This is a genomic window from Actinomycetospora aurantiaca (genome assembly GCF_037401875.1).
Taxonomy (GTDB): domain Bacteria; phylum Actinomycetota; class Actinomycetes; order Mycobacteriales; family Pseudonocardiaceae; genus Actinomycetospora; species Actinomycetospora aurantiaca.
On sequence record NZ_JBBEGN010000003.1, the window covers coordinates 23,631 to 48,286 of the forward strand.

24 protein-coding genes and 1 pseudogene are annotated in these 24,656 nt (G+C 74.9%); 14 read left to right on the top strand and 11 right to left on the bottom strand.

All coding sequences use genetic code 11. From position 1 onward, the window contains the following. Positions 1 to 76: 76 nt before the first annotated feature. The 5 genes from WCD74_RS07935 to WCD74_RS07955 are packed head-to-tail and all read left to right on the top strand — an operon-like array spanning position 77 to position 6,105. Positions 77 to 859, top strand: a complete 783-nt coding sequence (locus WCD74_RS07935; protein ID WP_337694300.1) for an ATP-binding cassette domain-containing protein — start codon at positions 77 to 79, stop codon at positions 857 to 859. Continuing rightward, a complete protein-coding gene (locus tag WCD74_RS07940; RefSeq protein ID WP_337694301.1) occupies positions 856 to 1,635 on the top strand; it encodes an ABC transporter ATP-binding protein in 780 nt (259 codons plus the stop codon). The genes WCD74_RS07935 and WCD74_RS07940 overlap by 4 nt, the downstream gene beginning before the upstream one ends. Continuing rightward, complete coding sequence (locus WCD74_RS07945) at positions 1,632 to 2,882, top strand: MFS transporter (protein WP_337694302.1); 1,251 nt, start codon at positions 1,632 to 1,634, stop codon at positions 2,880 to 2,882. The genes WCD74_RS07940 and WCD74_RS07945 overlap by 4 nt, the downstream gene beginning before the upstream one ends. Then, positions 2,879 to 4,402, top strand: coding sequence for an ABC transporter substrate-binding protein (locus tag WCD74_RS07950; RefSeq protein WP_337694303.1), 1,524 nt, complete (start codon positions 2,879 to 2,881; stop codon positions 4,400 to 4,402). Before WCD74_RS07945 ends, WCD74_RS07950 begins: the two co-directional genes overlap by 4 nt. Next, positions 4,399 to 6,105 (top strand): ABC transporter permease subunit, encoded by a 1,707-nt coding sequence (locus tag WCD74_RS07955; RefSeq protein ID WP_337694304.1) that lies wholly within the window; start codon positions 4,399 to 4,401, stop codon positions 6,103 to 6,105. Before WCD74_RS07950 ends, WCD74_RS07955 begins: the two co-directional genes overlap by 4 nt. On the opposite strand, the pseudogene helR reads toward WCD74_RS07955, so the two are convergent. Beyond that, positions 6,015 to 8,197: pseudogene (helR, locus tag WCD74_RS07960) on the bottom strand (RNA polymerase recycling motor ATPase HelR). The gene WCD74_RS07955 and the pseudogene helR sit on opposite strands and share 91 nt — an antisense overlap. 184 nt (positions 8,198 to 8,381) lie before the next feature. On the opposite strand from helR, the gene WCD74_RS07965 reads away from it, so the two are divergent. The 3 genes from WCD74_RS07965 (at position 8,382) to WCD74_RS07975 (ending at position 10,653) form a co-directional block, all read left to right on the top strand. Then, the gene (locus WCD74_RS07965; RefSeq protein WP_337694305.1) at positions 8,382 to 8,507 is read left to right on the top strand and encodes a hypothetical protein; all 126 of its coding nucleotides are present in this window, start codon (positions 8,382 to 8,384) and stop codon (positions 8,505 to 8,507) included. 12 nt (positions 8,508 to 8,519) lie between these two features. Further along, positions 8,520 to 9,146, top strand: coding sequence for a maleylpyruvate isomerase family mycothiol-dependent enzyme (locus tag WCD74_RS07970; RefSeq protein WP_337694306.1), 627 nt, complete (start codon positions 8,520 to 8,522; stop codon positions 9,144 to 9,146). A gap of 61 nt (positions 9,147 to 9,207) precedes the next feature. Continuing rightward, complete coding sequence (locus WCD74_RS07975; RefSeq protein ID WP_337694307.1) at positions 9,208 to 10,653, top strand: MFS transporter; 1,446 nt, start codon at positions 9,208 to 9,210, stop codon at positions 10,651 to 10,653. Here the strand turns inward: WCD74_RS07975 and WCD74_RS07980 are convergent. The 3 genes from WCD74_RS07980 to WCD74_RS07990 all read right to left on the bottom strand — a co-directional run bounded on the left by WCD74_RS07980 (position 10,556) and on the right by WCD74_RS07990 (position 13,129). Continuing rightward, positions 10,556 to 11,356 (bottom strand): DedA family protein, encoded by an 801-nt coding sequence (locus WCD74_RS07980; protein ID WP_337694308.1) that lies wholly within the window; start codon positions 11,354 to 11,356, stop codon positions 10,556 to 10,558. The two genes, WCD74_RS07975 and WCD74_RS07980, sit on opposite strands and share 98 nt — an antisense overlap. 87 nt (positions 11,357 to 11,443) lie before the next feature. Then, on the bottom strand, positions 11,444 to 12,040 hold the full coding sequence (locus WCD74_RS07985; RefSeq protein ID WP_337694309.1) for a dihydrofolate reductase family protein: 597 nt from the start codon (positions 12,038 to 12,040) through the stop codon (positions 11,444 to 11,446). A gap of 21 nt (positions 12,041 to 12,061) precedes the next feature. Continuing rightward, positions 12,062 to 13,129, bottom strand: coding sequence for a hypothetical protein (locus tag WCD74_RS07990; RefSeq protein WP_337694310.1), 1,068 nt, complete (start codon positions 13,127 to 13,129; stop codon positions 12,062 to 12,064). Positions 13,130 to 13,444: 315 nt separating this feature from the next. On the opposite strand from WCD74_RS07990, the gene WCD74_RS07995 reads away from it, so the two are divergent. The 5 genes from WCD74_RS07995 to WCD74_RS08015 all read left to right on the top strand — a co-directional run bounded on the left by WCD74_RS07995 (position 13,445) and on the right by WCD74_RS08015 (position 18,032). Further along, on the top strand, positions 13,445 to 14,473 hold the full coding sequence (locus WCD74_RS07995; protein WP_337694311.1) for a DUF5996 family protein: 1,029 nt from the start codon (positions 13,445 to 13,447) through the stop codon (positions 14,471 to 14,473). After that, positions 14,470 to 15,384: an NAD-dependent epimerase/dehydratase family protein gene (locus tag WCD74_RS08000; protein WP_337694312.1), complete on the top strand. Its 915-nt coding sequence runs from the start codon at positions 14,470 to 14,472 to the stop codon at positions 15,382 to 15,384. Before WCD74_RS07995 ends, WCD74_RS08000 begins: the two co-directional genes overlap by 4 nt. 176 nt (positions 15,385 to 15,560) lie before the next feature. Then, positions 15,561 to 15,809: a hypothetical protein gene (locus WCD74_RS08005; protein ID WP_337694313.1), complete on the top strand. Its 249-nt coding sequence runs from the start codon at positions 15,561 to 15,563 to the stop codon at positions 15,807 to 15,809. A 102-nt stretch (positions 15,810 to 15,911) separates the two neighbouring features. Then, on the top strand, positions 15,912 to 16,517 hold the full coding sequence (locus tag WCD74_RS08010) for a dihydrofolate reductase family protein (protein ID WP_337694314.1): 606 nt from the start codon (positions 15,912 to 15,914) through the stop codon (positions 16,515 to 16,517). Positions 16,518 to 16,571: 54 nt separating this feature from the next. Further along, on the top strand, positions 16,572 to 18,032 hold the full coding sequence (locus WCD74_RS08015) for a hypothetical protein (RefSeq protein WP_337694315.1): 1,461 nt from the start codon (positions 16,572 to 16,574) through the stop codon (positions 18,030 to 18,032). Positions 18,033 to 18,075: 43 nt separating this feature from the next. Here the strand turns inward: WCD74_RS08015 and WCD74_RS08020 are convergent, their stop codons facing one another. The 6 genes from WCD74_RS08020 to WCD74_RS08045 form a co-directional block, all read right to left on the bottom strand. After that, positions 18,076 to 18,726: a GntR family transcriptional regulator gene (locus WCD74_RS08020; RefSeq protein WP_337694316.1), complete on the bottom strand. Its 651-nt coding sequence runs from the start codon at positions 18,724 to 18,726 to the stop codon at positions 18,076 to 18,078. Positions 18,727 to 18,790: 64 nt separating this feature from the next. Then, the gene (locus WCD74_RS08025; protein ID WP_337694317.1) at positions 18,791 to 20,410 is read right to left on the bottom strand and encodes a flavin-containing monooxygenase; all 1,620 of its coding nucleotides are present in this window, start codon (positions 20,408 to 20,410) and stop codon (positions 18,791 to 18,793) included. Between the two features lie 76 nt (positions 20,411 to 20,486). Next, entirely contained in the window at positions 20,487 to 21,425 is a 939-nt protein-coding gene (gene lipP1 / locus WCD74_RS08030) for a LipP1 family hormone-sensitive lipase (RefSeq protein ID WP_337694318.1), read from the bottom strand. Positions 21,426 to 21,545: 120 nt separating this feature from the next. Beyond that, positions 21,546 to 22,133 (bottom strand): TetR/AcrR family transcriptional regulator, encoded by a 588-nt coding sequence (locus WCD74_RS08035; protein WP_337694319.1) that lies wholly within the window; start codon positions 22,131 to 22,133, stop codon positions 21,546 to 21,548. Next, a complete protein-coding gene (locus tag WCD74_RS08040) occupies positions 22,130 to 22,453 on the bottom strand; it encodes a DMT family transporter (RefSeq protein WP_337694320.1) in 324 nt (107 codons plus the stop codon). Before WCD74_RS08040 ends, WCD74_RS08035 begins: the two co-directional genes overlap by 4 nt. Beyond that, on the bottom strand, positions 22,450 to 22,809 hold the full coding sequence (locus WCD74_RS08045; RefSeq protein ID WP_337694321.1) for a DMT family transporter: 360 nt from the start codon (positions 22,807 to 22,809) through the stop codon (positions 22,450 to 22,452). Before WCD74_RS08045 ends, WCD74_RS08040 begins: the two co-directional genes overlap by 4 nt. Before the next feature lie 109 nt (positions 22,810 to 22,918). Here WCD74_RS08045 and WCD74_RS08050 point away from each other — a divergent pair, with 109 nt between their 5' ends. Next, complete coding sequence (locus WCD74_RS08050; protein ID WP_337694322.1) at positions 22,919 to 23,881, top strand: alpha/beta hydrolase; 963 nt, start codon at positions 22,919 to 22,921, stop codon at positions 23,879 to 23,881. 5 nt (positions 23,882 to 23,886) lie between these two features. Here the strand turns inward: WCD74_RS08050 and WCD74_RS08055 are convergent, their stop codons facing one another. Further along, positions 23,887 to 24,621: an SDR family NAD(P)-dependent oxidoreductase gene (locus tag WCD74_RS08055; protein WP_337694323.1), complete on the bottom strand. Its 735-nt coding sequence runs from the start codon at positions 24,619 to 24,621 to the stop codon at positions 23,887 to 23,889. Positions 24,622 to 24,656: the final 35 nt, after the last annotated feature.

Below are 24,656 nucleotides of genomic sequence, written 5' to 3' on the forward strand. Positions count from 1 at the left end.
CGACTGGCAGGGATTCGCTGCGGGCAGGATCACCCGGAAGGGACAACGACGATCATTGTCACCTAGGGTTCCGCCGATGTCCGCCCTCGAGCTCCGCGACCTGCACGTCGTCGCCGACGGCCACCACGCCGTCGACGGGGTCGACCTCGTGGTCGGGGAGGGCGAGCGCTGGGGACTGATCGGGGCGTCCGGCGCCGGCAAGTCCCTGACGGCGGGTGCGGTCGCGGGCCTCCTCCCGGCCGCCGCGCACGCCACCGGGAGCATCCGGGTCGGCGACACCGAGCTCGTCGGCGCGGACGAGGACGTGCTCCGAACCGTCCGCGGCCGCGCCGTCACGCTCGTCGCCCAGGACTCCGCTACGGCGCTCCACCCCCTGGTCCCGGTCGGGCGCCAGGTCGCGGCGCCGCTGCGCCGGCTCCACGGTCTGACCCGGCGCGCCGCGACGACGAGGGCCGAGGACCTCCTCGCCGACGTCGGCCTGTCCGACGGCACGGCCCGCGTCCGCCCGCCCCAGCTCTCCGGCGGTCAGCGCCAGCGCGTCGCCCTGGCCGCCGCGCTCGCCTGCGGCGCCGGCCTGCTCGTCGCCGACGAACCCACCGCGGCCCTCGACCCCACGGTCGCCCGCGACCTGCTCGCCCAGCTCGACCGGTCCCTCCGGCAGCACGAGCAGGCCCTCCTCCTCGTCACCCACGACCTGACCGCGCTGAACGCGGTGTGCGACCACGTCGCGGTGCTCGACCACGGCCGCGTCGTCGAGCGCGGCACGGTGCACGACCTCCTCACCGACCCGCAGCACGAGCGCACCCGCGCCCTCGTCGACGCCGCTCGCTCCCTCGTCCCGCGGACCCTCCCCGCATGACCCCCGTCCTCGAGGCGGCCGGGGTCCGCCGCGTCTACCGCGTCCCCGGCACCCGGCCGTGGCGACGCCGGGACCTGACGGCGCTCGACGACGTCGACCTCGCCCTGCAGCCCGGGCGGTCGCTCGCCCTCGTCGGCGAGTCCGGCGCCGGCAAGTCCACGCTGCTGCGGATCCTCCTCGCGCTGGAGGTTCCCGACGCCGGGTCGGTGCGGTTCCGGGGCGCGCCGGTCAGCCCGGAGCGGCTGCGCCGCGAGGTCGGCGTCGTCGTCCAGGACGCCGGGAGCTCCCTCGACCCCCGGCTCCAGGTCCGTGCGAGCCTGCGCGAACCCCTCGAGTGCCTGGACGTCGACGCCGACCACGACGCGCGCGTCCTCGAGCTCATGGCCGCCGTCGGGCTCGACCCCGAGACCGTCGACCGCCGTCCCGGGGCCTTCTCCGGCGGCCAGCGCCAGCGGATCGCGCTGGCCCGTGCCCTGATCGCGAACCCGGCCCTGCTCGTCGTCGACGAGCCGTTCAGCGCCGTCGACCCCGCCACCCGCGCACGACTCGTCGACCTGCTCCGCGTCCTCGCCGAGCGCTCGGGGATCCAGCTCCTGCTGGTCACCCACGACCTCGGGGTCGCCGACCGGCTCTGCGACGACGTCGTCGTCCTCGCCCACGGGCGGGTCGCCGAGGCGGGGCCGATCGCCGAGGTGTTCGCCCGTCCCCGCTCGGCCGCAGCACAGGATCTGCTCGGGGCGGTCGGGCGCCTGCCCACCCCGGAGGCCACCCGGTGACGGCGGCCCTGCGGAGGTGGTCGGTCGTCTCCCGGCTCGGTGAGCTCCCCGGCCCGATGCGCCTGATCGTGCTGGGGCAGCTCGCCTTCAACCTCGGCTTCTACCTCGTGCTCCCGTTCTTCGCGGTGCACCTGGGCCGCGACCTCGGCCTCTCCGGCGCCGCGATCGGGCTCCTGCTCGGGCTGCGGACGTTCAGCCAGCAGGGTCTCTTCGCGCTCGGCGGGGCCCTGGCGGACCGCTACGGCACCAAGCAGGTCGCCGTGACCGGGTTCGTCGTGCGCATCGCCGGGTTCGTGCTGCTCGCCCTGGCCGACGGCCTGCCGCTGCTGGTCCTGGGCACGGTCGCGGTCGGGTTCGCCGCGGCGCTGTTCTCGCCGGCCGTCGAGGCCGAGCTCGCCCGCCGGGCCGCGGACTCACCGCTCCCGCGCGCGGAGGTGTTCGCGATGTTCGCGGTCTGCGGCCAGATCGGGGTGGTCGTCGGGCCCGTCCTGGGGTCGGCGCTGCTCGCGGTCGACTTCGCCGTCACCACCCTGACGGCGGCCGCGGTCTTCGTCGTCGTGCTGGTCACCTTCGTCGTCGTCATGCCCCGCGAACCGGGCGCCCACGCGGGCGACCCGGTGTTCGCCGGGTGGCGCGATGTCGTGCGGGACCGGACGTTCCTCGCGTTCGCGGCGGCGTACTCGACGTGGCTGCTGTCCTACAACCAGCTCTACCTGCTGCTCCCGGTCGAGCTCACGCGCGTGGACGCGATCGGCGCGCTCGGCGTCATGTTCGTGCTGTCGGCGCTCATGGTGATCCTCGCCCAGCTGCCCTGGGCCGACGTCGCCCGGCGGGCCGGGGTCGACCGCGCCCTGCCCGGGGGGTTCGTCGTCCTCGCCGTCGCCTTCGGGCTGACCGGCCTGCTCACCCTCGCCCCGCCGCTCGACGGGTGGTGGCGCGTCGCGCCCGCGGTGGGCTTCGTCGTGCTACTGACCCTGGGCCAGATGACCGTGGTGCCGCTCGCGCAGGATGCGGTGGGCCGCCTCGCGGGGGAGCGCCGCCTCGGCACCTACTTCGGCGTCCTCGCCACCGCCGGCGGGGTGGTCGTGCTGCTCGGCGGCATCGGGCTCGGTGCCCTGGTCGACCCGGCGCTGCCCCCGGCCCTCCCGTGGCTCGCCACCGCGGTCCTGCCCGCGCTCAGCGCGCTCGCGCTCCTCGTCCTGACCCGCCGCACCCCTGCCCTCACCACCGAAGGGACGCCCGCGTGAAGCGCCTGGTACCCGTCCTCCTCGCCGCGGCCCTGCTGCTCGCCGGCTGCTTCAGCGGTGGAGGAGGATCCGACGACGGCGCCGGCCGGCTCCGCGTCGGGCTGTCGTTCCCCCCGACGGCGGGCCTGTCGCCCTACGGCAACGAGGCCACCCTCGCGACCCGGCTCGGCGTCACCGAGTCGCTGACCGCGCTCGTCGGCGGGGAGGCGCAACCGGTGCTGGCCACCGCCTGGACTCAGACCACGCCGACCACCTGGCGCTTCACCGTCCGTCCGGGCGTGACGTTCCACGACGGGTCGCCCCTGTCCCCGGCCGCCGTCGCCGACTCGCTGAACCGCGCCGCAGCCGCGACGCCGGTCCCGCGGGCGCTCTCCTCGCTGAAGAAGGACACGCAGCGGAGCGGAGCTGGACCCGTCGAGGAGGCAGGCACGCCGCTGGCGGTCGCCCCGGAGGGCGACGCCGTCGTCGTCACGACCCCCCTCCCCGACCCGGTCCTGCCCGCCCGCCTCGCCTCGCCCGAGCTGGTGGTCCTCGCCGGCGGAGCCTACGCGGACCCGACCCGCCCGAGCCCGGTCCGCGCCGGCACCGGCCCGTTCGTGCTCACCGCGGTGCAGGGCTCCAGCGGCGCGAGCCTGGACCGCAACCCGTCGTACTGGCGCGGCCCCGTCTCCGCTCCCGGCATCGACGCCCGTTTCCTCGCCGACAGCGCCGCCCGCGCCAACGGCGTCCGGGCGGGGGAGCTCGACGTCGCCGAGGCGATCCCGGCGTCGCAGGCGGCGTCGATCGCCGCGCCGGCGCAGGTCGTCGGGGTCCCGCTGCCGCGCAGCGTGTCGCTCTACCTCGACCAGCGTTCCCCGGTGTTCGCCGACCCCGGGGTGCGCGCCGCGGTGCGCCAGGCCGTCCGGCCGCTCGACGTCGCGGGGTCGATCTACGAGGGCCGCGCCGACCCGGCCGCCGGCCTCTTCGGACCGGCCTCGCCGTGGGCGGCGACCCGGCCGCCCCGCGTCCAGACCCCGGCCGGCCCGGTCCCGCCGGGCACCCGCATCCGGCTCGCCACCTACTCCGACCGCGCCGAGCTCCCCGAGGTCGCCACCGCCGACGCCGACGCGCTGCGCCGGGCCGGCTTCACCGTCGACGTGACCGTGCTGGACAGCTCCGCCCTCGAGGCCCAGCTCGGCACCGGGGCCTACGACGCCGTCGTCCTGAGCCGGTCCCAGCAGCTCGACACCGGCGACCCGGTCAGCTACCTGGCCAGTGACTTCGGGTGCGCCGGCGGCTACAACTGGGCCCGCTACTGCGACCCGGCCACCGACGCCGTCCTCGCGCAGGGTGGCGCGACGACGGACCTGGCAGCGCGACGGCAGGCCGCCCTCGACGCCGAGGCGCGGGTCCTCTCCGCCGACGCCGTCGTCCCGCAGGTCACCGAACGCGCGCGGATCGGCGTGGCGGGCGGTGTCACCGGCGTGGCCGAGGACCCGAACGAGCAGACGCTGATCACGGCCACCACCGCGCGGTCGTGACGCGGGGCCTCCTGCGGCCCGTCGCGGGCGCGGCGGGGACGGTCGTGGTCCTCGCCGTGCTCGTCGCCGCCCTGCCGTGGCTGTGGGACTCCGACCCGGCGGCGACGGTGCTGCGGGCGCGCTACCCGGAGCGGGGTGTCGACCCGGCAACGCTCGACGCGCTGCGCCGCGAGCTGGACCTGCCGTCGAACCCCGTCCTCGGCGCCGCGGAGTGGCTCGGTGGGCTGCTGCGCGGCGACCTGGGGACCTCGTGGGTCACGCGCGCCCCGGTCGCGCCGGAGGTGCTCGGCGCCCTCGGGATCTCGCTGACCCTCGCCCTCGCCGCGACGCTCGTCGCCGCCGTCGTGGCCGCCCTGCTGCTCCTGCCCGGCCTGCTCGCGGGCGTCCGCGGCCGAGCGCCGGGGCGGGGTGCCGCCGTCGCGGCCGCCGTGCTGGCCGCCCTCCCGGAGATCGTGCTCGGCAGCGTGCTCGTGCTCGTCGTCGCCGTGGGCTGGCGGCTGCTGCCGAGCTCCGGGTTCACGGGGCCGGCCAACCTCGTGCTGCCGGCGCTCGCCCTCGGTGCCCCTGCCGGCGGGATGCTCGCCCGGATCCTCTCGGCCTCGGTCGAGGCGACGGTGGCCGAGGGGTGGGTGCGCACCTGGCGGTCCCTCGGCCTCGGCGTGCCCACGCTCGCCCTCGGCGTCACGCGCCGGGCGGTCGCGGTCGCGGTGCCGCAGATCGCGTTGCTCGTCGTCGGGCTGCTCGGCTCCGCGGTAGCCGTCGAGCAGCTGTTCACCATCCCCGGCATCGGCTCGGTCGCCCGCGGCGCGGTGCTGGCGCAGGACCTCCCCACCGTGCAGGCCGCGGTCACCCTGCTCGTGCTGCTCGGCCTCGCGCTCGGCGGACTCGGAGTGCTCGTCCACCGGGCGCTGCTCGGACCGGCCCTGAGCGGCCGCGAACTGACCGGTGCCGCGGAGACTGCCTCGCGGCCGGCCTCCCGCACCTCGGTCGTCGTGGCCGTGCTCCTGCTCGTCGCCGTCGCCGCCGGGCTGCCCCGTGACCCGTCGTCGGGGAACGAGGCCCGGCGCCTGGCCCCGCCGTCGCTCGCGCTGCCGTTCGGGGCCGACCCGAACGGCCGCGACCTCTACGCCCGGTTCGCGCACGGCGCCCTGCTCACCGTGGGGAGCGCGGTCGTGGTCGTGGCGGTCTGCCTCGTCGTCGGCCTGGCCGTCGGTGTCGGCGCGCGCTCGGCCCGGGCCGGGGCCGCCGACGTGCTCAACGCACTGCCACCGGTGTTCGTCGGGCTGCTGGTCGCCGCGGTCGCCGGGCCCGGGCTGGTCGGGGCGGCGGTCGCGGTGGCGCTGGTGGGCTGGGTGCCGCTCGCGGTGCACGCCCGGACCCTCGCCGCCGAGGCCCGCGCGTCCGGGTACGTGCGGGCCGCGGAGCTGGTCGGGGCGTCGCGGTGGCGGGTCGCGCGGCGGCACGTGCTGCCCGCGGTCCTCGGCCCGGTGACCCGCCACGCGCTCGCCCGCGTCCCGCACGCCGCGCTCGCCCTCGCCGCGCTCTCCTTCCTCGGCCTCGGCGCGGCGCCCGACTCCCCGGAGTGGGGCGCCATGCTCGCCGCCGCCCAGGGCTACCTCGAGCGCGCGCCCTGGACCGTCCTCGCCCCCGTCGTCGGGCTGGTGGCGCTCGCGGTCGTCCTCGCCTCCGCCCGCGAGAGGTAGGCGGGCACCGGGCCGGAGTACAGCACCCCGAGCCGCTGCGTGGCGCGGGTCAGCGCCACGTAGAGGTCCGCCGGGCTCTCGGCGAGGATGCGGTCGGGGTCGACGACGAGCACCGCGTCGAACTCCAGGCCCTTGGTCTCCGCCGCGCGCACCGTGCCGGGCACGCCCACCGGGCCGATCACGGTGCTGGTGCCCTCCCGGCTGTCCTCGTCGGCCCGGAAGGCGGCGACCTGCGCCGCGAGGTTCCCGACGGGCGCCGCCCACGGCGCCACGCCGGTCGAGCGGACCGACTCCGGCGGCACCACCTCCGGCGCGAACCCCGCGAGCACCTCCGCCGCCACCGCCATGATCTCGGCCGGGGTGCGGTAGTTGACCGTCAGCGCCCGGTAGGCCCAGCGCCCCGGCACGTACGGGTCCAGCATCGCGCCCCACGTCCGGGCGCCGGCGGGGGAGCGGCGCTGCGCGAGGTCCCCGACCACCGTGAACGACCGGTTCGGACACCGCCGCATCAGCACCCGCCAGTCCATCGCCGAGAGCTCCTGCGCCTCGTCGACCACGACGTGCCGGTAGGTCCAGTCGCGGTCGGCCGCCGCGCGTTCGGCGAGCTCGCGGGTGTCCCGCTCGACGAACCGGTCGGCCAGCACCCCGGCGTCGGTGAGGTCCTGGACCGTCACACCCAGGTCCTCGTCGAGCTCCTCGCGGTCGAGGGTCATCACCTCCATCACGCCTGCCGCGTACTCCCGGTCCGCCTGCTCTTCCCGACGGCGGGTGGCCTCGGCGGCGCGCTCGGCGCGCGGGTCGCGGCCGAGCAGGTCGACGAGCTCGTCGAGCAGCGGCACGTCGGACACCGTCCACGCCGCGCCGTCGTCGCGGTGCAGCACCGGATCGTCGGTCGACGCGTAGAACCCCGCGAGCAGCTGTTCGGGCGTCAGCACCGGCCACAGGTCGTCGACCACGCGGGCCAGGTCCTCGTGCGCCGCGATCTCCGCGGCGACGTCGACCCGCAGCGGCGCCCGGTCGGCCGCAGTGAGCGTGCCCCGCCCGATGCGGCTGACCGCCCGCTCGGTGAGCGCCCAGGCCACGATCTCGACGAACACCTCCCGGGCCTCGTTGTGCGGTCGGCCGCTCGTCCGCGCCTCGTCGCGGGCCCACCCGACGACGTCCGCGCCGAGGTGCACCGTGGTGTCGGTCAGCTCGACCGGCACCGGCTCGTCGGGCAGGCGCTGCCGGTCGGCGACCGCGGCCGCGAGCACGTCGAGGATCGCGAGCGACCCCTTCGCGACCGCCGCCGCGGCGGTGTCCTCCCGGGTGACGTCCAGGCCCGGGACGAGACCGCCCGGCGTCGCGAAGACGACGTCGGACTCGCCGAGCGCGGGCAGGACCGCCTCGACGTGGCGGACGAAGGCCCGGTTCGGCCCGACGACGAGCACGCCGTGGCGCTCGATGCGCTCGCGGTGGGTGTAGAGCAGGTAGGCGACGCGGTGCAGCGCGACGACGGTCTTGCCCGTGCCGGGCCGCCCTCGATCACGACCACGCCGCCGTGGTCGAGCCGGATGATCTCGTCCTGCTCGGCCTGGATCGTCGCGACGATGTCCCGCATGCCCTCACCACGGGGCGCGTCGACCGCCGCGAGCAGGGCCGCGTCCGACCCGGGCTCGCCGGTACCATCCAGGACCTCGTCGGTGAAGTCGACCAGCCGCCGTCCCCGTGCGTGGAACTGTCGCCGCCGGTGGACGCCCTCCGGGTGCGCGCCGGTGGCGACGTAGAACGGCCGCGCGGCCGGGGCCCGCCAGTCGATCAGCACCGGCTCGTCGGTGTCGCGGTCGCGCAGCCCGATCCGGCCGACGTAGGAGCGCTCGCCGGCGACGTCGTCGAGCCGGCCGAAGCACAGCCCCTGGTCGGCGACGTCGAGACGGCGCATCCGGACGGCGGTCTCGCGCACGCGCACGTCCCGGTCCATCGCGGCCTCGCCGTCCTCTCCGCGCAGCGCGGCCGTGTACTCGTCCTGCACCCTCCCGCGTTCGGTGTCGAGCCGCCCGTACAGCTCGGCCAGGTGCTCGCGCTCGGCCGCCAGCTCGTGCTCTCTGCTCACGGTCCCCCTCGTCGTTCCCGCTGGTCAGCGGATTGCGAGGGGAGAGTGTGGAGCAGGTGACGGGTCTTGTGGCAAGCCCCCGGGTCCGCTATACCGTTGGATACGGCGGGAGGACGGCACCTCGCGGTGCCGGCAATGCGTCGCTGCTTGCACTGGACGCCAGACAGGCCACATCGTCAGCCGCGTGACTCTGACCCACGCGCAGTACTGCGCGCAGATCGAGGACCAGGCCGCCCTGCTCGCCGCCGCCCTCGATGGCGCCGACCTGTCCGTCGACGTCCCCTCGTGCCCGGGGTGGAACCTCGCGTAGCTCACCCAGCACGTGGGCGAGGAGCTGATCTGGCTGGACGGGATGGTGCGCTCGCGGGCCTCGGCGATGGCCGACGACACCGCCATGCGCGATCTCGCGCCCACCACCCCGCGGTCGGGCGCCGAGACCGGGGCGTGGATCGTCGGGAACGCGTCGTCCTTGGTCGAGGCACTGCGCGAGGCGGGGCCGGACGCGTCGATGTGGAATCCGCTCCCGACGATGCCCGGCACGGTGGCCTTCTTCGCGCGGCGCTTCGCCCACGAGACCCTGATGCACCGGACCGACGCGGCCCTGCCGCTCGGGGCGACCGTGGTGATCGCGCCCGAGGTCGCTCGGGACGCCCTCGCGGAGTGGATGGAGCTCGGGGGCCTGCCCGAGATGCTCGTGTTCCATCCGCACCGGCGCGAGCTCCTCGGCCCGGGACGGACGCTGCGGGTGGGGGAGTGGTTCGTCGACCTCACCGGCGAGGTCATGGTGCACCGGCAGGCCCGTCCCGACGACGAGGTCGCGGTGACCGTGGACGGCCCGGCGCCCGACCTGCTGCTGTACCTCTACCGCCGCGCCGACGAGAGGCCGCTCACGGTCACCGGCGACCGGGCCCTGCTCGCGGAGTGGGTCGCGGCCAACGGGTTCGCCTGACCTGGTCCCGGACCGATCGGTCCGCTACGGTGGCGCCATGGTGCGCACACCGTCCCCAGGCGTGGTCCTGACGATCACGTCGGCCGCGGCGTTCCTGTCCAGCCTCGACCTGTTCATCGTCAACATCGCGTTCCCCGACATCCGCGCGGACTTCCCCGGGACCGACCTCGGCCAGATGTCGTGGATCCTCAACGGCTACACCGTGGTCTTCGCGGCCTTCCTGGCGCTGGCGGGCCGGCTCGCCGATCGCGTCGGGCACAAGCGGGTCTTCCTCGTCGGGCTGGCCGTCTTCACCGCGGCGTCCGCGGCGTGCGCCGGCGCCCCGACGGTCTGGCTGCTCGTCGCCGCTCGCGCCGTGCAGGCGCTCGGCGCGGCGCTCGTCATGCCGACCTCGCTCTCGCTGCTGCTCGCGGCCTACCCCGCGGAGCGGCGGAGCCACGCCGTCGGTGCCTGGGCCTCGATCGGCGCGGTCGCCGCCGCGCTCGGCCCGCCGCTGGGCGGTCTCCTGGTGGAGCTCTCGTGGCACTGGGTGTTCCTGGTCAACGTCCCCGTCGGCCTGGTCGCCCTCGTGGCGGGTGCGGTGCTGCTGCGCGAGTCCGACGTCGCCCGCACCGGGATCCCGGACCTGCTGGGCGCCGTCACCCTGATCGTCGGCGTCGGCGCCCTGGCGTTCGCCCTGGTGCGGGCCCCCGACGTCGGGTGGGTCTCGACGGAGGTCCTGGTCGGCTTCGCGGTCGCCGTCGGCGGTCTCGTCGCCGTCGTCCTCCGATCCCGACGCCACCCGGTCCCCGCGCTCGACCTCGCCGTCGTCCGGGTTCCCGCCGTCGGCCTCGCCGCGGCCACGATGGTGGCCTTCACCTGCGGGTTCGCCGGGATGCTCGTCGTCAACGTCCTCTATCTCACCGGCACGTGGGGCTTCCCGGCGCCGCTGGCGGGGCTCGCGCTCGCCCCGGGGCCGGCCGTCGTGGTAGTCGTGTCGCGGCTCGCGGGACACCTGTCGGCGCGGATCGGGATCGGAGCCACCGCGGCCCTCGGCGCCCTGGCCTTCGCCGCCGGGCCCACCTGGTGGCTCCTCCGGCTCGGGCCGACCCCGGACTACGCCGCCGGCATGCTGCCGGGCCAGCTGCTGACCGGGCTCGGCGTCGGGCTCATCCTGCCCACGCTGTCCTCGGTCGTCGGATCCGCGCTGCCGGCCGCGCAGTGGGGGTCGGGATCGTCGTTGATCAACACCGCCCGCCAGGTGGGCTCCGTGCTCGGGGTCGCCCTGCTGGTGTCGGTGATCGGCGCCCACACGACCGGGCGGCCCGAGGAGTTCGGCTCGGTGCAGGCGGGCTGGGGGTTGCTGGTCGCGGCGGCGGTGGCCGCGGGCCTGGTCGCCGCGGTCCTCGCCGTCGTGGAGCGGCGGGCCGTCACGTCGCCGCCGCCTCCTCCTCCGAAACCCGCGCCGCCTCCCGTGCCTTCTGCTCCCGCCGGGCCTGCATGCTCGCCCGGACGGCGATCACCATGACGAGGCTCAGCGTGATCCACAGCGCGTACTTCTCGACGACGAGCACGGCGTCGACGGCGTGCTGGCCGACCGCGAACCCGAGCCCGGCCACCAGGCCGGCCGTGATCGCGGCGCCGATCGCGTCGAGGACCATGAACGGCAGCAGGCGCACCCGGCCCAGCCCGGCCACGGCGTACACGGCCGGGGCGGGGACGCCGGGCAGGGCGGCGGCGACGACCGCCAGCGCCAGCACCCAGCGCGGGGCCGAGCGCACCCAGGTGACGAAGCGTCCCGCGGTCTCCCCGGGCGCCCACAGCTGGATGATCTTCTCGCCCCAGCGGCGTCCGGCCAGCCAGAACAGCCAGTCGAACTTGATCATCCCGAACACGCCGGCCGCGACGACGAGCCACAGCGAGGTCTCGCCGATCCGCGCGAACGCCGCTCCCGTCCCGACCGCCGAGAGGCTGCCGGTCACGGCCGCCAGCGATACGGGGTGCGAGGCGATCAGGAACGGCCGGAACGGCATCGAGGCGAGGTTGAGCGCGACGATGCCGAAGGTCGCGATGATGAGGAACCAGTCCCCGCCGCGCATCGGACCGTCCCACGGGACGACCTTGCGCAGGGCCTCCCGCGCCTCCGCGCGCTCCTCGGCGGTGTAGTGCTCGCTGCGCCAGCGGACGAGGGGCCGCTTCGTGCCCTCGCGGTGCTTGCCCGTGCTGGTCATCTCTCGGTGCTCCAGGGGTCGTCGTGCGGTGACGAGGAGCAGCCGACACCGTGCCGTGGCGGCACGGTCAAGGCGCCGCGACGGCGGTCACCTCCGCACGGTGAAGTGCAGGTGCAGGACCCGGTCGCCCGGCACCACCCGGTCGGGGTCGTCCAGCAGGACCGTTCCGGCGTGCTCGCCGAAGAAGCGCTTGCCGCGTCCGAGAACGACGGGGGCCACGTCCATGGCCACCTCGTCGACGAGCCCGGCGGTGAAGGCCTGCCCGCCGAGGTCGCCGGCGCTGACGCAGACGAGGCCGTCGCCGGCGAGCTCGCGGGCCCGGCCGATCCCGGCCTCCACGGAGTCGGCGACGTGGACGGGCGCGTCCGGGTGCGCCGCGAGCCACTCGTCGGGCAACGGCCGGTGGGTGACGACGACGAGCTGCTCGGCCGCGGCGGCCTTGCCGTCCCAGCCGTTCGTGAGGTCGAACAGGTGCCGGCCGATCACCTGGACGTCGATGGCGTCCCAGAACGGCTGCGCGTATCCGGCGGAGGCGGCCGAGACGGAGAACCGCCACCCGCTGGGCCGGGCGAGCAGCTCGGTGTCGCCGTTGCCGTACCAGTCGAACAGCGGGCCGACCTGGTCGTCGGGATCGGCGACGAAACCGTCGACCGACACGACCGCCTGCATGACGACTCGGGCCATGGGTCGGTCCTCCTGTCCGGATCAGCGCGTGGATCGGCTCTCGAGGGCCTCGATCCGCTTCCGCAGGCGGTCGAGGACGCCGCGGTAGGCGAAGTCGTAGGCGTTGAGGTAGTCCCCCGAGCCGCCGGGCACGGACGGGTGGACGGCGACCTCGTCGAGGTCGCGCACGAGGGTCCGCTCCAGGGGACGGACGTCGCGTCGGGGCTCCGGGATCCGCTCGGGGAGACGCGCGAGGGCCCGGGTGAGGTTGTCGCGCCACCGGCTCACGGTGTCGTCCACGCTGCTCAGCTCGCGCGTGATCCAGCTGACCGAGACGGCGTACAGGTCGTGTTCCCGGAGCTCGGCGGGCACGCCGTCGGAGCCGGTCCGCGGAGAGCTCGCGGCCGGACGGGGATGCACGTCCGCGAGGGTCGCCGCGACCGAGGAGGCCGACTCGACGGCCCGCTCCCCGGCATCCTTCGCCGCCGCGCGGCGCGCGTTGAACCGCTCGATCGCCTCGAGGCGGGTGACGACGCCCTTCTCGGCCTCCCGACGACGCTCGGCCACGAGCTCGCACCGGGCCCGCAGCAGGTCGCCGACCGCGCGGTGGCCGTCGGCGAAGCCGGCTGCGTAGCCGGTGGGAACGGCGCTGCGCTCGTCGAGCACGTCGTCGACCACGCCCCGGACGGCCGTCGCGAGCTCGGGCGGGTCCAGCAGGACCGAGGAGGTCATCGGCGCGGGTGCCGTCGCGGCTCCGACGGCCCGGGCCTCCTTCGCGGCGGCGACCAGGGTCGCGACCGTGCGTTCGCCGTCCTCGAGCACCGCCAGCTCGGTGGTCCACCACGTCAGCACGACGGCCACGCGCCGATCGATCTCGTCGTCGTGGAGGTGGTGCTCGAGCCGCAGACGTTCGCGCAGGCGGTGGACGTGGGGTGTCCCGGGGCGGCGCGCGGCGGAGCGCTCCCGGATGCGGCGGACGGTGTCCCGCGACGGACGGAGCCGGTCGTCGGCGAGCGGTCGCAGCGGTCGGTCCGCGACTGCCGAGCGCCACACGACCAGAGCGACGACGACGAGGGCGACCAGCACGAACGCGAGGAGTTCTGCCGACATGCACGCCCCCCGTGGATCCCGTGGTCGACCGGACCTGTCGCCCCCCGGGAGGGCACTCTGCCCCATCCCGAGCCGTGGTCGGAGGGTTTCGGCGGAACCGGTGTCGCGCGGCGTGAGCTCCGACCTCCGCACATGCCGGAGAACCGATTCCGCCGGAATCGGTTCTCGGGCACGGTGCCGAGCCGGAGGTTGCCGATCGTGGTCGACGGATCACGCTCCGCTGCCTGGCGCGTCGCGAGCCGGGCTGACGGTGGTGCTACCCCGTCCGGGATCGGATGATGGCGCACCGGACGCCGCGACCCCGGGAGGCCCCGCATGACCGAGCTGTTCCCCGAGCTGCGCTACGAGGACTGGCGCCCGACGCGCGACACGGTGCACCGGTTCTGGCAGATCGTGGGGAAGATCCGGCTCGCGGCCAGCCCGCGCCGCAACCACTGGTGGAACGTGCCCCTGCACCTGTCCGGGCGGGGCCTGACGACGCGGCCGATGAGCGTCGACGGCGCGCGATCGTTCTGCATCGACCTCGACCTGCTCGACCACCGCCTCGACCTGACGACCTCCGACGGCGGGCGCTGGTCCTTCGGGCTCGCGGACCGCTCGGTGGCCGCGTTCCACGCCGACCTGACGGCCGGTCTCGTCGCACTCGACCTGCCCGTCGTCGTCGCCGACCCGCGGCCGTTCGACCTCCCCGACCGCGACCGCCCGTTCGCCGCCGACACCGAGCACGCGTCGTACGACCGCGACGCCGTCACCCGCTACTGGCGAATCCTGGGGCAGGTCAACCTGCTGCTCGAGGAGTTCGCGGGGCGCTACAGCGGCAAGACCAGCCCGGTACACCACTTCTGGCACACCTTCGACATCGCGCTCACCCGCTTCTCCGACCGGTCCGTCCCGCACGACGAGGGCACGGACCCGGTGACCCGCGAGGCGTACTCCCGGGAGGTGGTCAGCTTCGGGTTCTGGTTCGGCGACCCGACGACGCCCGAGCCGGCCTTCTACTCCTACACCGCGCCCGAACCGGCCGGCCTCGCCGAGTCGCCCCTGCACCCGGGACAGGCGCGCTGGCAGGAGCAGAACGGCTCGCACCTGGCAGTGCTGACCTACGAGGCGGCCCGGGCGACGGCGGACCCGCGCGCGACGGTCCTGGGGTTCTACGAGAGCGCCTACCGCGCCGGCGCGTCCCGTGCGGGCTGGTCGGTGGAGTCCCTGACCTGCCACGCGGGGGTCACCGACCCCGTCCTCGCCGCGAGTCGGGCCCGGGTGGACCACGAGCGGATCGCCCGCGCGGAGCACGACCTCGCGGTGGCGTCCGACTGGGTCGTCCCCCGGGGCGACCGCCGGTGACGGTGCTGGTCACCGGGTCCGCCGGGCTGGTCGGGCACGCGGTCCGCCGCCGGCTCGAGGCCTCGGGCACGCCGGTGGTACCCCTCGACGTGGTGGCGCGCAGCGGGGACGGCGTCGAGCAGGTCGCGGCCGACCTGCTCGACACCGACCGGCTGGAGGAGGTGTTCTCCGCGACCCGCCCGGACGTCGTCGTGCACGCCGGCGGCGTCTCCGGCCCGATGGTGCGCACCGACGACCCGGTCGGGATCGTGCGGGTCAACGTGGACGGCACCGCCAACCTGCTCGACGCCGCCCGACGGCACGGCGTGGGCCGGGTCGTGTACTGCTCCTCGGTCGCGGCCTACGGGCGGATCGCGGGGGACGGCCCGGTCGTCGAGGAGACCCCGCTGCATCCCACGAACGTCTACGGGGCGACGAAGGCCGCCGGGGAGCAGCTGCTCGAGGCCTACCGGCACCAGTTCGGCCTCCCGACGGTGGCGCTGCGCCTGGTCGCGGTGTTCGGCCCGCGGCGGAGCACGGACTGTCTGATCCGCACGCTGCTCGTCGACGCCGCCGAGGGTCGGCGGACACGGACCGGGCTCCCGGCGGACGCGCCGCAGCAGTACGTGTACGTCGACGACGCGGCGGACGCGGTCGTGGCGGCGATCGGGCACCCGGAGAGCGTCGGCGCCTACAACATCACCGGGGGCGGCCGGTCGACCGCCGCGGAGATCGTCGACGCGGTGCGCGCCGTGGAGCCGCGGGTCGACGCGGAGCTCGCCCCGGCGGACCCCGCGGCCGCGGCCGGATGGCCCGGGCCGCTCGACCCGACGGCCACCGCCCGCGACCTCGGCTGGACCGCCGGGTGGACCTTCTCCGAGGCCGTCCGCGCCTACCGCGACCGCCTCGCCCAAGAACTCGCCGACCGATGACGTCGAGGCGAGGTGACCCGGTGCCGCGCCGCGGCTGAGCGGACGGCGTCCGGCGACCGGGGGACACGGACGTCCTCCCGGTTCCCCTCCGACCGGCGGACACCGCGGAGCAGCTCCGGGGACGACCCTCGTCGTGGCGGGCCGGACGGTCCGTCGCGACGAGGAGGGAGACCGCGATGACGCTGGGCGGGGACGGTGCGAGACCGTCCGCCGAGGACGGGCTCGACGACGACGCCGACGGGTTCGTGGTGCTGGTGGTCGACCCGGTGACCGGTCACGGCGACTGCTACGGCCCGTACCTCGAGGCCGGTGCGGCGCACGGGCAGGCCGAGTGGCGCCGGCTCGAGTTCGACGTCGCGGACCTCCCCGACGTCGTCATCGCGGTGCTGCCCTGGCACGCCGAGGGCGACCTGCTCACCCTCTGACGGGCCGGCGCGTCCCCGGGATGTCGAAACGGGACCGGTCCCGTTCGTCGTCGGAATGAGGGGCCGGCGACGGACCGGCCCACCGTCCGACGGGAGACCGCCATGACCGCCACGTACACCTTCGACGTCTTCGCCAGCCTCGACGGCTACGGCTCCTACGGCGGGGACGGCGACTGGGGCGGCTACTGGGGCAAGCAGGGCCCCGAGCTGCTCGGGCACCGCCTCCGCTCCTTCGACACCGAGCAGCGGATGGTCTTCGGCGCCACCACGTTCCGGCAGTTCGTGGACATGCTGGCGGAGAGCGACGAGGGCGCCGACGTCCGGGACCCGTGGGTCTCACGGATGCGGGAGATGCCGATGACGGTGCTCTCGTCGTCCCTCGAGGGCCCGCTCGACTGGCCGGACGCGACGGTCGTGTCCGGTGACGCCGTGGACGTCGTCGCCCGGCTCAAGGAGGAGTCGGACGTCCCGCTGCGCTCGCACGGCAGCCTGTCGGTGAACTGGGCGCTGCTGGCCGCCGGGCTCGTCGACCGCCTCCAGGTGACGGTCTTCCCCGTGCTCACGGGCCGGAGCGGGACGGACCCGGTGCTCGCGGTGGACGCCGACCTCGACCTCGAGCTGCTCGAGCAGCGGACCCTCGACGGCAACATCCAGGAGCTCGTCTACCGGCCCACGCTGCACCGGAGCACGTCCTCGTCATCCTCGTGACGACGGCGTCCGACTCGAGCGCGCGGCGCCCGCGCGGCGGGGGACACTCCGGGGGTGAGGACGACGTGGGCCCGGGACACCGCGTTCGGCCGGCGCATCGGCCGCCTGCTCCGGGGCCTCGCCGCCGTCCGGCTCCGGTACGTCCCGGCCGTGCTGGGGCTCGTCGTCATGATCGTCGGTATCGTGCTCGGCCCCACCGGGCTCCTCGTCTGGCCCTACGAGACGCTGTCGTCGGCACGGCCCGCCTCGCTGGTGCTGTTGGGTGTGCTGGGCGCGCTGGTGGCGTCCTTCGTCGGCTACCGGAGCGTCGCGTTCCGGGTGGGCACCGTCGTCATGGGTGTCGCCGGCTGCGGCCTGGGTCTCCTCTTCGTGGTCCCGGCGGTGGAGGACGGCCTCGTGGCGCCGGCCCTGATGACGACGGTCCTCGGCGCGCTGGTCGCGGTCGCCGGCACCGTGCTGATCGCCGTCCAGCACGCGCTCCCACGGGTCCGTCTCGGCCGCATCGGTCGCTGGGTCGTCCTCGGGGCGGCGGTCGTCGGGATGATCGTCCTGACGGTGACCGCCACGGCCTGGGCCCGGGCGCCGCGGACGAACGTGTCGGGCGGGCCCGTCTCCGACCTCCCGGTGGTGACCCGCCCGGGGGCCGTCGGATGGCGGTGGGCGGCCGGCGGCAACGTGGGGTACGTCCAGCCGATCGTCGGGGGTGTGGTGCTGGACCGGGACACCGAGGACGGCGACGAGACGGTCGCGCTGGACGGAGCCACCGGTGCCGTGCGGTGGACCTTCATCCACCCCGGCGTGGCGTTCAGCCTCCAGGACGTCTCGCCCGACGGTGGCACCGTGGTGATCTCCCAGACCATCCCCACCGGGTCCCGCTCGCTCGGTCGCCCCGATCTGCTGTCCGTCGTCGACGCCCGGACCGGGGAGGTCCGCACCGAGCTCGCGGTCGGCGACGGCGTCTCCCTCGTCGACGTCACCGACGACGTGCTGGTGGTCCGGGAGCCCCGCACGGACCTCTCCCAGGAGACCCTCGTGGCCCACGACCTGCACGACGGCTCCCGCCGGTGGGACTGGTCCCCGACCGACGAGTCGGACATCCGGGCCGGGGACTGCCTCGGGATGCGCGCGACCCGCGAGGTCCCGCTCGACCTGCGGCTGCCGACCACCGTCCTCGCCTGGTCGGACTGCCGACCGGACGACGGGTCGCGGAGTCTCGAGCGGCGGATCGTCGGGTTGGACGGGCGGACGGGAGACGAGCGATGGCGCTTCGGGCCCGTCCCGGTGATCACCCTGCCGCCCACCGTCGGCGCCGTACCCGGCTTCGACGTCGTCGGGATCGGGGGTCTCCCGCCGACGTTCCTCGACGGCACGAGCGGGGTCCCCGTCGCAGCGCCTCCCGTGGCGTGGCCTCCGCCCGAGGACGACCCGACGGCCGGGGTCCCGGCGCCCGGCGCCTACGTCACGGTCGACCGCACGGTCGTCGGAGCGAGCACGGTCGTCGGCTCCCGCGGCTGAGCGGACGGGCCGCTCGTGTCGGGCGGCGTGCCCGGCCGGGAGGTCAGGAGTCGAACGGCATGCGCGCGACGTAGGCGCGGGCCTCGACGAAGATGCGCCGGTAGCGCTCGACCGCGTCGTCGGGTCGGCCCATCCCGAGCAGCTCGATGATGTCGCGGTACCCGTCGTTCCAGATGCGCCAGAGGTCGTCGTCGGCGGTGAGGGCGAGCAGCCGGAGGGTGCGGGTGACCGTGAGGTCGACGTGGGCCTGGAGCTCCTCGTTGCCGGCGGCGGTGATCATGATGGTGCTGACGTCGGCCCCGGCGGCGCCCGCGGTGGTGGTGTCGCCCCGCTCGAGAGCGGACGTCGCGTCGTCGAGCCGCGTCCGCATGCGGGCGAGGTCGGCGTCGGTGAGGTGCGGGACGCCCCAGGCGACGCCGGTGCAGGCGAGGACGCCCATGACGTCCATGAGGTCGAGGGCGTTCTTGCGGGTGACCACGCTGACGCGGCGGATCCGGTTGGGGGCGAGGTCGACCAGGCCCTCGGTGGTGAGCTGGGCGACCGCCTCGCGGACCGGGGTGATGCTCACGCCGAGGCGCCGGGCGAGCTCGGCGTCCTTCAGCACGGTCCCGGGCGCGAGGAGGCCGGTGACGATCTCGTCGCGGAGCTGGCGGACGATGGCTTCCCGGCGGCTGGGCGGGACGGTGTAGGTCATCGGGTCCGTGCTCCTGACTGGCGAGGCCCATGATGATGCCAGGAGCACGCACTCCGACCTCGGGTCACGCCGGGGTGAGCGCGCCGCGCAGCGTGAAGCCGCGGTAGCCGTCCCGGGCGATCTGCGTGCACAGCTCGCGGTACGCGCCGACGCCGCCGATGTAGGCCAGGAACACGCGTGGCTTGCCGGGCACGTTGGAGCCCATGTACCAGGAGTCGGCCTGCGGGTAGAGCGTGGCGTCGCCGACCTCGGCGACGTGGGCGACCCACTCGTCCTCGGCCTCGACGGTCGCCTCCATCGTCGTCAGGCCGTGCTCGCGCAGGTGCCCGACCGCGTCGGTGATCCACTCCACGTGCTGCTCGATCGAGACGATCATGTTCGAGAGCACGCTGGGGCTCGACGGACCGGTGATCGTGAACAGGTTCGGGAAGCCGGCGACGCCGAGGCCGAGGTAGGACCGCGGACCCTCGCCCCACTTGTCCTTCAGCGCGACCCCGCCCCGCCCGCGGATGTCGATGGCGCTCAGGGCGCCGGTCATGGCGTCGAACCCGGTCGCGAACACCACCGCGTCCACGTCGTAGGCGTTCTCCGAGGTCTGCACCCCGGTCTCGGTGAGCCCGACCAGTGGGGTCTTCCGCAGGTCGACGAGGTGGACGTGGGGCTCGTTGTAGGTCTCGTAGTACCGGGTGTCCAGGCACGGCCGCTTGGTGCCGATGGGGTAGCTGCGCGGCGAGAGCGTCTCCGCGACCTCGGGGTCGGTGACCCGCTCGCGGATCTTCTCGCGGACGAACTCCGCGGCGGTGTCGTTGGCGGCGCGGTCGGAGAGCGTGTCGGTGTAGCCGCCGATGATCGCGGTCAGCGTGCCGGTGTCCCAGGCGCCCTGGTACTTGGCGCGGCGCTCCTCGTCGCTGACCTCGAGCGCGGACCGGGTGGCCGGCTCGATCGGGACCCCGAAGCCGGACGTGCGCTGGGCGTCGCGCCACTCGCGGTAGTGGGCCTTCATCTCGTCGATCTCGCCCTGCTCGAGCGGGCGGTTGTTGGCGGCGAGCGAGTAGGCCGGGGTGCGCTGGAAGACGGTGAGATCGGCGGCCTGCGAGGCGATGATCGGGATGGACTGCACGCCCGACGAGCCGGTCCCGATGACGGCGACCCGCTGACCGGTGAAGTCCACGCCCTCCTTCGGCCAGTGCGCGGTGTGGTAGGTCGGGCCCTGGAACCGTTCGAGTCCGGGGACCTCGGGCAGCTTCGAGTGCGACAGGCAGCCGGTGGCCATGATGAGGAACTGCGTGTCGACGCTCTCGCCGCCGTCGGTGGTGACCGTCCAGCGCTCCCGGGCCTCGTCGTAGACCGCGGCGGTGACGCGGGTGTCGAAGGTGATGTCGCGGCGCAGGTCGAAGCGGTCGGCGACGTGGTCCGCGTAGCGGAGGATCTCGGGCTGGGCCGGGTACTTCTCGGTCCAGTTCCACTCCTGCTCGAGCTCGGGGGAGAACGAGTAGGAGTACGACATGCTCTCGACGTCGCAGCGGGCGCCCGGGTAGCGGTTCCAGTACCAGGTGCCGCCGACGCCGTCGCCGGCCTCGAACACGCGGGTGGTGAGGCCGAGCTCGCGCAGGCGGTAGAGCTGGTACATCCCGGCGAAGCCGGCCCCGACGACGACGGCGTCGACGGTCCGTGGGTCGGTCATGATCGTTCCGTTTCCGGGCGCGCGGCAGCGCCCTCGCAGCGAGGGATGGGTGGGGGAGTGGGGACGGACCCCGGGATCAGACGGCTGCGCCGGTGCGCGCCGGGAGGTACTGCTCGAGCTGCTCGACGACGTAGTCCATGCCGGCGGCGGCCCCGGGCAGCAGGGTGACCATGGTGAAGAAGCCGTGCATCTGGCCGTCGAAGCGCCGGTGCACGGTCGGGACGCCGGCGGCGCGCAGCTTCTCGGCGTAGGCCTCGCCCTCGTCGCGCAGCGGGTCGTGCTCGGCGGTCAGCACGATCGCCGGCGGGAGCCCGGACAGGTCCGGGGCCTGCAGCGGGGAGGCGTCGACGTTCGAGCGGGTGGTGGCGTCGGGGGCGTAGTGGTCCCAGAACCAGACCATCGACTCGCGGCTGAGCATGAGCTGGTTGGCCGGGTCGGTGTAGCTGGCGTTGTCCACGTCGGCGTCGGTGACGGGGTAGACCAGGACCTGGGCGGCGAGCGACGGGCCGCCCTCGGCCTTGGCCCGCTGGGTCACGATCGCGGAGAGGTTGCCGCCTGCGCTGTCGCCGGCGACGACGAGCGGGACCCCGAGCTCGACGGTCTGCGCCTCGACCCAGCGCAGCGCGGCCCAGGCGTCCTCGGCGGCGGTGGGGTAGCGGTGCTCCGGGGCCAGCCGGTAGTCCACCAGCATCACCGTCGCCCCGGTGCGGTCCACGAGCTGGCGGGCCAGCGTGTCGAACTCGTCCAGCGCACCGATCACCCAGCCGCCGCCGTGGTAGTAGACGATCACGGCACGGGGGTCGGAGCGCGGGGTGAACGCCCGCACGGTGATCGTGCCGCCCTCGACCGGGACGGTGTGGTCGACGACCTGCCCGACCTCGGGGCCGGGCCCGTACATCTCGAGCAGGGCCGATCCCAGACCGCGGGCCTGGGCGGGGCTCATCTCGTGCAACGGCGGCATGCCGCTCTCGGCCATCGTCGCCAGGAAGGCGGTGGTCGCGTCGTCGAGAGCCATCCGTTGATCACCTCTCATCGTCGAGCGCAAGGTCAGGTGACCCGCACCACCGACGCTAAGGAGCGAGGTAGATCACATATAGGGCCGAACGGGGCAATGATGCATTCTGCATCCACTCGCTCAGGGGGGAGTGTCGAGCCAGCCGAGCGCGGCTCGCAGCAGGGTCTCGAGCTGGTCGGCCCGCGGCGTCGTCCCGGTGGCGAGAGCCTGGAGGAAGTAGCCGTCGACCGCGACCGCGAAGCCGCGCACCCGGTCGGGGTCGTCGGTGTGGTGGTGGGCGAGGTCGGCGAGCAGGCCGGTCCAGAGCCCGACCGCATCGCGCAGCGCAGGACGTCGCGACGCGAGCGCGTAGAGCTCGTAGCCGGCGGCGACCCGGCCCCGGTTGCTTCCGAAGAGACCGACAAGTTCCGTCGCGAACCAGGTGAGGTCGCTGCCGACCGGGACGAGCGGCACGGCGGCGACGAGCTGCTCCGTCCCCGAGCGCAGCGCCGCGGCCAGGAGGTCGTCGAGGGAATCGAAGTGGTGCGAGACCGCACTCCGGGGGAGCCCGGCCTCGGCGGCGACCGACCCGTGGGACACCCCGGCTACGCCGTCGCGGGCGACGACGGCGAGGACCGCCTCGATCAGCGCGGCCCGCCGTCGCAGGCCCCGTCGTCGGCGCCCGTCGGTCTCGACGCTCTCGACGCTCTCGTCGCCTGGGGCGGTCACGGGGCGGCGCCGTAGACCACGACGACCCCGACGAGCACCATCGCGAGCCCCAGGGCGTGGCGGCGGGGGAGGTGATCGCCGAACACCAGGACGCCGGCCGCCGCGGCCAGCACGATGCCCGAGCCACTCCAGACGCCGTAGCCGACCGCGAGGGAGAGCCCTCGCGCGAGCGCCTGGGACATGAGCACCACCGACACGGCCATCCCGAGGAACGCCGCGGCCACCCAGCCGCGTCGTCGTAGACCGTCGGACGCGCGGGTCGCCGCGATCCCGAGGCCCTGCGCGATCACCGAGCCCGCCAGCAGGAGCGCCTCGATCACGGCCGGGGCTCCGCAGTGGCCCGCGGGCCGGACTGCAGGGTCAGGGCGCCGAGCAGGATCAGCGCGAGCCCGGCGGCCTGCCACTCGGCGAGCGGGTCCCCGAAGATCACCGCACTCGAGACCGTGGCCACCACCAGCCCGCACCCGGTCAGGGTGCCGTACGCGATGCCCAGGCTCAGCCCGTACCCGAGGGCGCGGGAGAACAGCAGGATCGAGGTCGCGTACCCGGCCAGCACCCCCACCGACGGCAGGGGCTCGGTGAATCCCCGGGAGGCGTGGAGCAGCAGCGTGCCGCCGACCTCGCAGAGGATGGAAGCCGCCAGGAGCACCAGGCCGACGAGCCTTTCGGGACGCACGTCCCATAAGTATCACGAGGACGGCTCGTGGGCGGCACGATGGGCTCCGGCGCCCGCCTATCGTGGCGTCCGGACACACGATGACGTGGGGAGCGGGCCGATGGTGGCGATGGACCGCAGGGTGCGGCTGCTCGGGCGTGCGATGCGGCGGACCGCCTCGATCTCGTCGATGAGCCCGCAGGACATCGAGCGGGCCCAGCAGCAGGGCGCTCCGCCCGCCGTCCTGGGCCGGCTGTTCGGGCGTCGCCGTCGAGGCGTCGAGGTCGACGACCGGGTCGTCGACCTGCCCGGCGGCCGACGACGGCTCCGGGTCTACCGACCGAGCGCTGCGAGCCGGGAGAACCGACCCGTCGTCGTGAACTTCCACGGCGGTGGCTGGGTGCTCGGCTCGGTCGAGGGCGGGGACTGGCTCTGCTCGAACGTCGCCGCGGACGTGGACGCGGTGGTGGTCTCGGTCGACTACCGCCTCGCCCCGGCAGACCGCTTCCCGGTCGCGGTCGAGGACTGCTACGAGGCGACGTCGTGGGTGGCCGAGCACGCCGACGAGCTCGGCGGGGACGCCGGGCCCCTCGCGGTCATGGGCGACAGCGCCGGCGGCAACCTCGCGGCGGTGGTGTCGCTGCTCGCCCGCGACCGCTCCGGGCCGGCGATCGCGAGCCAGATCCTCATCTATCCCGCGACCGACCTGACCCTGTCGAGCCCGTCCCTGACGAGCAACGCCGACCAGCCGGTCCTCTCCACGGACGAGGTCCGCGCCTTCCGCGGTCACTACCTCGGCGACGACGCGTCCGCGGCCCGTGACCCCCGCGCCTCCCCGCTGCTCGCGACGGACCACGCCGGTCTGCCGCCGGCACTCGTCCAGGTCGCGGAGCACGATCCCATTCGCGACGACGGGTCGCGCTACGCCGAGGCGCTCCGGGCCGCCGGCGTGCCGGTGCGGTTCACCGAGTACGTCGGGATGCCGCACGGCTACCTGAGCCTGCCCGGCGTCTGCCGGTCGGCGCCCCAGGCCCTGCACGAGGTGGTCACCGAGCTGCGCGACCGCCTGGTGGTGCACCCTCGCCCGCGCTAGCGGTGTCAGGCCGCGATGACCCCGCCGTCGACGGCGAGGGCGGTGCCGTTGACGTAGCTGGAGGCGTCCGAGGCGAGGAAGACGGCCGCCGTCGCGATCTCGTCGGGCTCGGCGAGGCGCCCGAGGGGGACCATGGTCCCGAGGGCGGCGAGGTCGTCGGCGGGAACGAGGTCGAGCAGGCCCTGGGTCCGGGTGCCGCCGGGAGCGAGCACGTTGATCCGGAACTCGCGCGCCCCGGCGCTCTGGGCGAATCCGCGGGCCACGTTGTGGATCGCGGCCTTGGTCGCCCCGTAGACGGGCAGGGCCGTCTGGGGCAGCGACGCCGCGGTCGAGCCGGTGAGGATGATCGACGCCCCCGGGGTGAGCAGCGGCAGCGCCTTCTGCACGGTGAAGACCGTGCCCTTGACGTTGGTGGTGAACATCGCGTCGACCTGCTCCTCGGTGATCTCGCCGAGCGGGGCCGCGATCCCGATGCCGGCGTTGGCGACGAGGACGTCGATCCGCCCCGCCTGCTCGGCGACCGTCGCGTACAGCGCGTCGAGGTCGTCGAGCCGGCCCACGTCGGTGCGGACCCCGGTCACCTCGGGGCCGAGCTCGGCCTCGACGGCGTCGAGCTGTTCCTGACGACGGCCGGTGACGAACACCCGCGCGCCCTCCGCGCGGTAGGCCCGCGCGATCGCCAGCCCGATCCCCGAGTTCCCTCCCGTGATCACCGCGACCTTGCCGTCGAGCGCTGCCATGAGTTCCTCCGTGCGTCGTTGTTGACCGTACGGTC

Coding starts and splice junctions, on each gene's coding strand:
- WCD74_RS07935 (WP_337694300.1), top strand. CDS start 77: ATGTCCGCCCTCGAGCTCCGCGACCTGCACGTCGTCGCCGACGGCCAC.
- WCD74_RS07940 (WP_337694301.1), top strand. CDS start 856: ATGACCCCCGTCCTCGAGGCGGCCGGGGTCCGCCGCGTCTACCGCGTC.
- WCD74_RS07980 (WP_337694308.1), bottom strand. CDS start 11,356: ATGACCAGCACGGGCAAGCACCGCGAGGGCACGAAGCGGCCCCTCGTC.
- WCD74_RS07985 (WP_337694309.1), bottom strand. CDS start 12,040: ATGGCCCGAGTCGTCATGCAGGCGGTCGTGTCGGTCGACGGTTTCGTC.
- WCD74_RS07990 (WP_337694310.1), bottom strand. CDS start 13,129: ATGTCGGCAGAACTCCTCGCGTTCGTGCTGGTCGCCCTCGTCGTCGTC.
- WCD74_RS07995 (WP_337694311.1), top strand. CDS start 13,445: ATGACCGAGCTGTTCCCCGAGCTGCGCTACGAGGACTGGCGCCCGACG.
- WCD74_RS08005 (WP_337694313.1), top strand. CDS start 15,561: ATGACGCTGGGCGGGGACGGTGCGAGACCGTCCGCCGAGGACGGGCTC.
- WCD74_RS08010 (WP_337694314.1), top strand. CDS start 15,912: ATGACCGCCACGTACACCTTCGACGTCTTCGCCAGCCTCGACGGCTAC.
- WCD74_RS08020 (WP_337694316.1), bottom strand. CDS start 18,726: ATGACCTACACCGTCCCGCCCAGCCGCCGGGAAGCCATCGTCCGCCAG.
- WCD74_RS08025 (WP_337694317.1), bottom strand. CDS start 20,410: ATGACCGACCCACGGACCGTCGACGCCGTCGTCGTCGGGGCCGGCTTC.
- lipP1 (WP_337694318.1), bottom strand. CDS start 21,425: ATGGCTCTCGACGACGCGACCACCGCCTTCCTGGCGACGATGGCCGAG.
- WCD74_RS08050 (WP_337694322.1), top strand. CDS start 22,919: ATGGACCGCAGGGTGCGGCTGCTCGGGCGTGCGATGCGGCGGACCGCC.
- WCD74_RS08055 (WP_337694323.1), bottom strand. CDS start 24,621: ATGGCAGCGCTCGACGGCAAGGTCGCGGTGATCACGGGAGGGAACTCG.